Source organism: Microcoleus sp. CAWBG27 (assembly GCF_020883145.1).
Lineage (GTDB): Bacteria > Cyanobacteriota > Cyanobacteriia > Cyanobacteriales > Microcoleaceae > Microcoleus.
In genome coordinates, this window is sequence record NZ_JAHREU010000061.1 from 36,422 (window position 1) to 44,888 (window position 8,467).

Annotated in this window: 8 protein-coding genes; 3 read left to right on the forward strand and 5 right to left on the reverse strand. The window is 50.0% G+C overall.

What is annotated here, in order from left to right; genetic code table 11:
* Positions 1–96: 96 nt before the first annotated feature.
* From QZ938_RS25870 to QZ938_RS25890, 5 genes are all read right to left on the reverse strand, one after another.
* On the reverse strand, positions 97–522 hold the full coding sequence (locus tag QZ938_RS25870) for an NUDIX domain-containing protein (protein ID WP_293354197.1): 426 nt from the start codon (positions 520–522) through the stop codon (positions 97–99).
* 147 nt (positions 523–669) lie between these two features.
* Positions 670–1,314, reverse strand: a complete 645-nt coding sequence (locus QZ938_RS25875; protein WP_293354195.1) for a peptidase — start codon at positions 1,312–1,314, stop codon at positions 670–672.
* Positions 1,315–1,486: 172 nt separating this feature from the next.
* Positions 1,487–1,726, reverse strand: coding sequence for a preprotein translocase subunit SecG (gene secG / locus QZ938_RS25880; RefSeq protein ID WP_293155559.1), 240 nt, complete (start codon positions 1,724–1,726; stop codon positions 1,487–1,489).
* Between the two features lie 352 nt (positions 1,727–2,078).
* Positions 2,079–3,680 carry a 2,3-bisphosphoglycerate-independent phosphoglycerate mutase gene (gene gpmI, locus QZ938_RS25885; protein ID WP_293354193.1) on the reverse strand — a complete coding sequence of 534 codons (1,602 nt, stop codon included), beginning with the start codon at positions 3,678–3,680 and terminating at the stop codon, positions 2,079–2,081.
* 416 nt (positions 3,681–4,096) lie between these two features.
* Complete coding sequence (locus tag QZ938_RS25890) at positions 4,097–4,798, reverse strand: retropepsin-like aspartic protease (protein WP_293354191.1); 702 nt, start codon at positions 4,796–4,798, stop codon at positions 4,097–4,099.
* Positions 4,799–5,023: 225 nt separating this feature from the next.
* On the opposite strand from QZ938_RS25890, the gene QZ938_RS25895 reads away from it, so the two are divergent.
* Genes QZ938_RS25895 through QZ938_RS25905 form a run of 3 tightly spaced genes read left to right on the forward strand, consistent with a single transcriptional unit; the run spans position 5,024 to position 7,996 of the window.
* Positions 5,024–6,532, forward strand: a complete 1,509-nt coding sequence (locus QZ938_RS25895; protein WP_293354189.1) for a hypothetical protein — start codon at positions 5,024–5,026, stop codon at positions 6,530–6,532.
* A gap of 44 nt (positions 6,533–6,576) precedes the next feature.
* Positions 6,577–7,314 carry an MORN motif-containing protein gene (locus QZ938_RS25900; protein ID WP_293340484.1) on the forward strand — a complete coding sequence of 246 codons (738 nt, stop codon included), beginning with the start codon at positions 6,577–6,579 and terminating at the stop codon, positions 7,312–7,314.
* 58 nt (positions 7,315–7,372) lie between these two features.
* Positions 7,373–7,996, forward strand: coding sequence for a DUF6391 domain-containing protein (locus tag QZ938_RS25905; protein ID WP_293354187.1), 624 nt, complete (start codon positions 7,373–7,375; stop codon positions 7,994–7,996).
* Positions 7,997–8,467: the final 471 nt, after the last annotated feature.

Consider the following 8,467-nt stretch of genomic DNA (forward strand, 5'->3'; position numbering starts at 1 on the left):
CCAGAAAATAGGTTCGTAGTGAGGACTTCAGTCCGCATTTTTCATGACTAGGACTTCAGTCCGCATCAAAATTTGATTGCTTATATTATCTTTCTCTTATTTTTCCTTCCTCCCGTCCAAATATGCCTTAACCTCCCCGAACATTTGGCGGTTTGCATCAAAAGTAATCAACTTAACAGATTCCTCAGCAGAAACCCAGGCATGATTTTGAACTTCCTCAACTTGCAAAACCACATCCATCGAATTAACAAAGCCTAAAAAATAAGTCACAGTTTTGTCAATTTCCTCGCCATCTTTAACAAAGGAATAATGTTCCGTAAAACTCGGCTCATCCAGCATTTCAAAATCCGATATGCCAGTTTCCTCTGCAAATTCTCGCCTAGCTGTTTCCGCTGGAGTTTCCCCCGGATTCGCGTGACCTTTAGGAAACGCCCAATGTCCTGCTTGATGTTGAATCAACAAAAACAAAGAGTCGGCTTCTTTTCCAAAGATTGGGACTATTCCAAAACATTCATCTTTCATTATTATTCTGTTTCCTATTAATTATTGTGTTTTTCAAAGGTTCGTAGTGAGGACTTCAGTCCTGTAATTTTGATGCGGACTAAAGTCCTCACTACGAACCTAAGCGAGTCGGCTGTCCTGTAATTTTGATGCGGACTAAAGTCCTCACTACGAACCTAAGCGAGTCGGCTGTTCGTACACCCGCTTCAAAGTATTGACATCCCTTGCAGAAATAGCCGGAGGATTCCGCACCTGAGAAAAATAAAGCACATCAGTTTCCAGCAAACTGTGGCCCCAAATTCCCAAAGCGTGCCCCAACTCATGCCGCGCCGTCGCTGGAATATACTTACCCACTTGATTCGGATTCAAATAAACCGCAAACCGATGAGATAAAACAGTTTTCTCCCCATCCCGACGATTGTACAACTCATAGGTGGATTCCCCCGATCGCGATCGCAAAAGCCCTTGACGCAAAGGCGGAGCCTGACGTAAAATTCTAATATCAGCCGCCTCGGAACTATCCACGACTTCCAAAGGCAAATAAACCGCCCATTCCCGCACAACACCCAACACTGCTGCTATCCATTCTTCAGACTTATTCCCATCAATCGGACGCTCTACATACACCTGAATCGGGAACTTCGACCACAGCAAATGACCGACATTTGGCTGTTTAATGCGATCGAAATAATCGCCGCTATTAGTTGCATCTTGCCAATTCGCCAGGGTTGGTGGTAAAGGGTGAACCTGTGGAGGGGGCAAAGTATTGGGGAGAGGAGCAAGACTCACGGCACGAGTATTAACCTGAGTCAAAATTATCAGGCTGCAACAACATAATAAAGCAAATCTCAAGCCTCCGAGCAATCGAGGCTTTATCCTAACTTTCCAGCGCATTTTTTTGACGGCAGATACACGCAAACAAACGCAGATAAATGCAAATTATATAAAGTTTATCTGCGTTTATCTGCGGTTAAAAATCCTAATCTTATAATTTAGGAGTCAACCAACCAGCACTCAAAATAATAGTCAAACCCATAAACACAATAGACAGACCCCAAGTAATCCGGTTGAGAGTTGTTTCCGCACTCTTAGCGCTCGTAAATAATTGAGCTTGTCCGCCAATCCCTCCAATGCCATCGCCTTTAGGACTGTGCAGCAAGACAAAAACTACAAGTCCTAAGGCAGACAAAGACCAGATAACTTGTAACACAGAAACTATATTCATAATTTAGGGTAATTGGTAATTAGTAATTGGCAATTCATTATCATATCAAATTTAGTCGATCGCACACAACCGCGCTTAGGGACAGGCGACTGCCTTTTGTCGTGTCAACAATCGCCTGAAAACCTTTGTATCTCTCGTTTGTCGCCGAGGCCAGATCCCCCTAAATCCCCCTTAAAAAGGGGGACTTCGATCCATTTCTTGTCCCCCCCTTGTTAAGGGGGGCTAGCAGGGCGGTTTTATTGTCGCCAGATAAATTAGGTACGTTGTTGGGCTTTGGCCCTCTTTATAAGATTAGGAAAGAGGGCCCAAGCCCAACAACGTACCTTGGCCCAAGTGTGAGCCTACCTTCGATCTAAAGCCGCACCCGCACCGGAGTTCGATTGGCTCGAACTTCAAATTCAGCAGCTTGAATCATAGACTTTCCAGTCATCTCCGGGGGCTGAGGCAACTTCAACAGTTCCAAAATCGTCGGCGCCACATCGGCCAAACAGCCGTCCGCCCTGAGAGCAACATCTCCTCCGTGACCTGGAATTTTCAGACCTTCGCCTTCTATTAGAATAAAGGGCACCGGGTTAGTAGTGTGAGCCGTCCAAGGATTCCCGTTCTCATCGAACATCAACTCAGCATTTCCGTGGTCAGCAATAATAATTGCCGTTCCCCCAGCTTTGGAAATCCCGGTCAACAGCCGCCCCAAACATTTATCCACAGTTTGAATCGCAATTATCGTCGCATCCAGCATCCCCGTATGACCAACCATATCCGGGTTAGCGTAGTTAAGCACCACAAATGAATAAATCCGTTTGGACAAAGCCTCCAGCGCCACATCAGTCACCTCAGCCGCCGACATCTCCGGCGCCTCATCGTAAGTCGCTACCATCGGACTCTGCACCATTTCGCGGTCTTCCCCCTCAAAAGGCTCTTCCAGACCCCCATTAAAAAAATAAGTCACGTGAGCGTACTTTTCAGTTTCCGCTGTCCGCAACTGTCGCAAACCGTGGTTAGAAATCACCTCACCCAGAATATTGTTCAAATTCTGGGGTTCAAAAGCCACCAGTACCGACGACAGTTTGGGGTCATACTGAGTAAAACTCGCAAAAGTCAGAGGCTCAATTAACGATCGTTCAAAGCCTTTAAAATCTGGCGCTACAAAGGCCTGAGTCAACTCTCTAGCCCTGTCCGGGCGAAAATTGAAGAAAATCATCCCATCCCCGGATGCCACCGCGCCGGGGGCAATGCGAGTCGGAACTGCAAACTCGTCGGTCACTCCAACCGCATAGGAGGCCTGCAACACATCAACTGCCGATCGACCGTCAGGTGCGCTCTCAACCGTCATTACCTCATAAGCGCGGCTCACCCGATCCCAGCGTTTGTCCCTGTCCATCGCGTAATAGCGGCCGCTGATGGTAGCAATCCGACCGACCCCTACCTGTTTGATATAACCTTCTATCTTGCTGAGAGCTTCTACACCATCTTTCGGAGTAGTATCGCGGCCGTCTGTAATCGCGTGGATGCAAACTTCAGAAATTCCCTGTGCTTTTGCTAGCTGTAGCAAACCCAAAATGTGACTCAGGTGCGAGTGTACCCCACCCTCGGAACAAAGACCGGTCAGGTGTAACTTGCCGCCCCGACTGCGTACTTCCTCGCAAAGTTTAACCAGCGCCCGGTTGTCTAGCAAAGAACCATCTTCGACTGCATCCGAGATTCGCACTAACTCTTGAGGAACCACCCGGCCGGCGCCCAGATTTAAGTGACCGACTTCCGAGTTGCCCATTTGCCCGTCTGGAAGCCCTACCGCCCGACCTGATGTGTTAATCAGAGTTCTGGGATAAGCTGCCCAGAGACTGTCCATCACGGGTGTTTTCGCCTGTGCGATCGCATTTCCGTCTTTTTCTTCACGATAACCCCAGCCATCTAGAATAATCAGCACTACAGGAGATACAGACGTTTGTGCCATGCCAATACCCTATTTACAATAATTAATTTCTCGATCGTCATTATTGCCGATTTTGCGGAACATCTTCCGCTCATATATTTTGTACAGCGGCCCAACAACGCTAACAATAATTCCCCAGCTACAGCATTTTGGGAACTAATTTTCACCCGATCGGCAAATTGTCTAATAGATTGCCTTGCCTTAAACTGTTAATCCACCGTTGGAGACTGTTACTCGATAGCGCCAACAGTGGCAGTGCTTTGACAGCCGGATTTTGCCGGATTGTTCAACGGTCAACTTATCGGTAAACACTCAAAACAATACCACACTCGCCGACATTTGGCTAGTTCCTGAAGAAATAAATTAAACAGCCTTGACCGGGCTGCGAATAACTTTACAGTATGCGAATAATAATTGGTTTCTGAATCTGCTCAGTTTCAGCGAACATAAAACTCTACAACATCTTTTTTGATTTTCACATCGTAATTGCCAAAGAAATCGTGACCGAGGAGACCAATTTCCATTTGTTTGGCGATCGCCACTTCGACATTTTGGATTGCAGCACCCCCAACCCGAATCGATCGCACCACACCAAGGGGGAACTCGACAATGCTACCGTCAGCGATCCCCGCTCTCCCAGTGCCGACTTGCCTCACTCCCAGTGCAGTAGCCATCCGCTGAGTAATTAAAGTGCCGCTCGCCCCGGTATCGACAATCATTTCAAAAGTCTTGTTACCGTTAAATACCACATCAATCACAGGTGTCCCACCCGCGCGGCGCTTGATTTTAGCTTGAAATACCTTTTGATTCCCACTAGGGGCAGGTTGATTGGCTGGCGGTTGGGCACTAGGATTTGAGGGGCCCCGGCGAAACTGAGAATACACATTGCCACTTCTGGCTTCTGAGGCTGCTGTTAAAGTGCGATTCCCTACCCTTCGGGAACCCCTTCGGGGAACGGGATAGCTCCGCTTCACGATCTGCTGGGAACTCACAAGTGGCACCAATGCCATCACCTTTGTTTCTGGCTGATGTGAACGAGCATTCACATTGCCACTTCCCACCGATCCCAGACCTACCAAAATAGCCACAGAAACAATGCCCGATCGCCAAATCCGTTGGAGAATCACTTTTGCCACCATAACCATGCCCTAATTAGTTAAATATGTACAAGAACCACCACCATTAATATCCTAACCTGCTCCTGAAAACCCAGGGCCCGCCTCAATATCAAATCGTCCGGAAAACTTGGCAATTTAAAAGCGATCGCATACCATCAAACCAGGTAAACTGAAAAGCGGCAAATGGCAGCAACTGCAATTGCCATTTGGATCACTTAAAAGTCAGGCGTTTGGGGACGATCGGTAATGCGTAAACTTTTATATTTTGCAACTATAGGAATGCTGGCTTTCTCGATCGGGGGATGCGGCGACGGGGGTGGCGACACAGCCAGTCCCACTCCTAGTCCTACTATCAGTCCGGGTGCAACACCAGGGGCACCAGCAGCCAACGCTCCCGGAACGACCGGGGGTGTGGCAAGTCCCACACCAGGAGCTCAGACATTCCCCTCTCCAGTAGTAGCGGCCCAGCCCCCCGGCTTGATCCGATCGACAAACCCTGACGATCGCGCCAGACAAGCTCAAGCAGACATTGATGGCAAAAAGACAGCCCCAAGGGCAATTCCCCAGACATCTGTCCCCGGCCAAGCAAATGACCCATTCTCAGTCCTTCCCCCTCAACCACTCAAAACAGACGGTGGCGGGACAGCGGGCAACGAACTCCCCAACCTCCCAGTCAGACAAGTTCCAAGTCTGCCCAAGCTGCCAGACGAGAGAAACCCACCTCGGTGGACGCCAGTACCGGGATCGAAAAGGGCACCGGGCGGCGGCACAGTTGCCGAACTTCCCAAAGCTCAAAGCCCCGCACAGGTGTCAAGTCTTCCCAACCTGCCGCTAACCCCCGTACCCCAATGGCGGCCGCCAATTTCAGCGCGTCCCCAAGCAGCCCCCGGACGCCCCGGAGCGAGACCAGCAGGCTCCCCAAACGTCGCAGGAAATCCGGCATCAATACCCGGAGTGCCCTCTGTACCGGGCATCGCAACAGGCGGCACCGGCACCAGACCAGGACGCCCAGGATCCAGACCAGCAGGTGCCCCAAACGTCGCGGGAAATCCGGCATCAATACCGGGAGTGCCTTCTATACCGGGCTTCCCAACAGGCACCACCGGCGGCACCGGTACCAGACCAGGACGCCCAGGATCCAGACCAGCAGGTTCCCCAGACATAGCAGGAGCTCCGGCATCATCAATACCAGGAGTTCCCTCTATACCGGGCTTCCCAAGAGGCACGACGGCAAGCCCCCAAGGGACGCGACGACCAGCAGCAACACCGGGACGACCGGCCGCGACACCGGGACGACCAGCCGCGACACCGGGACGCCCGCCAGCGATCGCCGCCCGCCCGCCCGGCCCACCACGCCCTCCCAACATTCCCAACATCGCCACCAGAGAATTGCCCGGTCTGCCCAAGCTGCCGGAATTAACACCGCCGCCATCGTGGCAAGACCCGAACCCACCACCACCCCCCGCACCCCCCGCACCACCACCGCCACCGCCTTCGACAGACAATGCCAAAGGAGTTGAAGTTAGTGGCGTAGTTAGAGTTGGTAATGACATACTGGTAATTGTGAAAGCACCTAACGAGCCAACAAGTCGATATATCAAAGTAGGACAGCGGGTTGCTAGCGGGCAGGTGCTAATCAAACGGGTTGATTTCAAATCAGGAGCCGATCCGATTGTGGTTCTAGAAGAAAACGGTGTAGAGGTTTCTAAAATTGTGGGAGAAAAATCTCCCCGAGTTGCCCAGAACCCAATTTAATGCAAAATTTAGCTCAATCCTTAGAAAAAAAATTGAGAACCGTCATGCTTCGCTCAATTAAACAACTCGGAATATTCATGTTGGTTGGCACGGGGGTAGGATACCTCTCGCTGCTAGCCAATACTAAATCGTCATTGGCGGCGCCAGCAGCAGAACAAAAGCGCCCTCCGGTTTGCGAAGGCTCTCCCCCGAACGGTAGAGTCAAGTGCAACTACGAAAATGGCGACAATTATGAAGGAACTTTCGTCAACGGCAGACCTCAGGGACAAGGAATATACGTATACTCCAAGGGCGATCGCTATGAAGGACAGTTTCGTAACGGCGTGCCCAACGGTCAAGGCACATTCCTGTTCGCCAACGACGATCGCATGGTAGGAGAGTTCCGCAACGGTCTGATCGTTAGGGGAGAAGCTATTTTTGCCACTGGCGATCGCTACAGGGGAACATTTGAAATTGTTCAACAAGTAGGTGGCAGCGCTCCAAGCAGTCAGCCACACGGTCAAGGGCAATTTATCTTTGCCACGGGCGATCGCTACGCCGGACAATTTTTCGCAGGAAACCCATTTGGTCGGGGAGTGTTTACTCGATCGGACGGCACTCGCTGCGACGGTCAGTTTTTCAACGAAAAGCTAGACGGTAAAGGTAGTTGCAGTTTCCCCAACGGCGTTCGCTACGAAGGCGAATTTCGCAAGGGATTGCCTCACGGTAGAGGCGTAATTACAGATGCTAAAGGTAGACGCTTTTCTGGAGAGTTTCGCGCAGGCAAGCGCGTTCAACCGTGAATCTCGCTGTTAAAAGCTGTTAAAATTTGCGATCGGACATTAGTGGAGGCCTTTTGACATGACGACAAATGCTGCTTCTAGTTCTGGGCACGCCAGCCAAATTCCTTTTGACTTTGCCCCGCAGCGGAATCAAGATGCTGACTTATTAAGACAGCTAGATTTTGTTCCGGGTTTGAAGGAAATCTTGACTTTGCGCCAAGTTCATGCATTGGAACACGCTACGGTTTGGGTACTCAGCCAATCTGGCGGTACGCCGACAGCAAGAGCGGATAATCAGTTATTGGGCGGAATGTCCACTGACCAAGGATTTTATCTGTACGGCCGCGTTAACATTGCACAGTTGCGTCATGCAGTGCAATTAGCTTTGCAGCGGATTGCCAGCGGAGAGTGGGATTTAGCCGTACATCCCCGCTGCGGCACCAACTTGTCGGTGGCGATGCTGCTGACTGCTGGACTTGCTGTCGGCATCAATTTAGCCCTGCCGAAGGGGCCCATCCTGCAACTTTTGGGTTTGGGTGCGGCGGCGGCGACAGCAGCTCAGCTAGCTCCCGATGTGGGAGCTCTGGCTCAGCGTTACGTCACAACTGCTATTCCGTTTAATTTGAGTATTGTTGATATTTCTGTGAGTCACGACTTCTGGGGACGGGAAGCTCATTTTGTGCGCGTGCGTTGGGTTGAATAGCTGCTGCGGCAAGGGAGAGGTTCAACAGTTGACAGTTGACAGTTGACAGTTGACAGTTGACCATGGGAGAGCGACCTCTACCTAGAAGGAAGAGGATTGAAGTAATGAATAGTCTGATTCTAATTTCTCCCGCTCCGGGAGAGGCTTTCAACCAATTCTTTCTGGTAAATCTTCATTTTTCCTTTGTCGTTCTTCCTTTTTCCTTTTTCACTGCTTGATGCAAGTGTCACAATAAATATTTTTTGGGTACGTTGTTGGGAAAAGAGCGCTCTTTTTCTAAAAACGTACCTTTTTTAATGTGCCATCTGCTTTGTTCATTCTGTCTTTTTCATTCTTCTTTCTGCTATAGCCTTTCTCAGAAAGATGAGGTACAATAACAGCAGTGCGTAAACCAGTTAAAAATATTTGATGATGTAACTTGACTGAACCCCAACTCTATGGCTTTGGCTAATTCTTGATAATTAGGTGTCT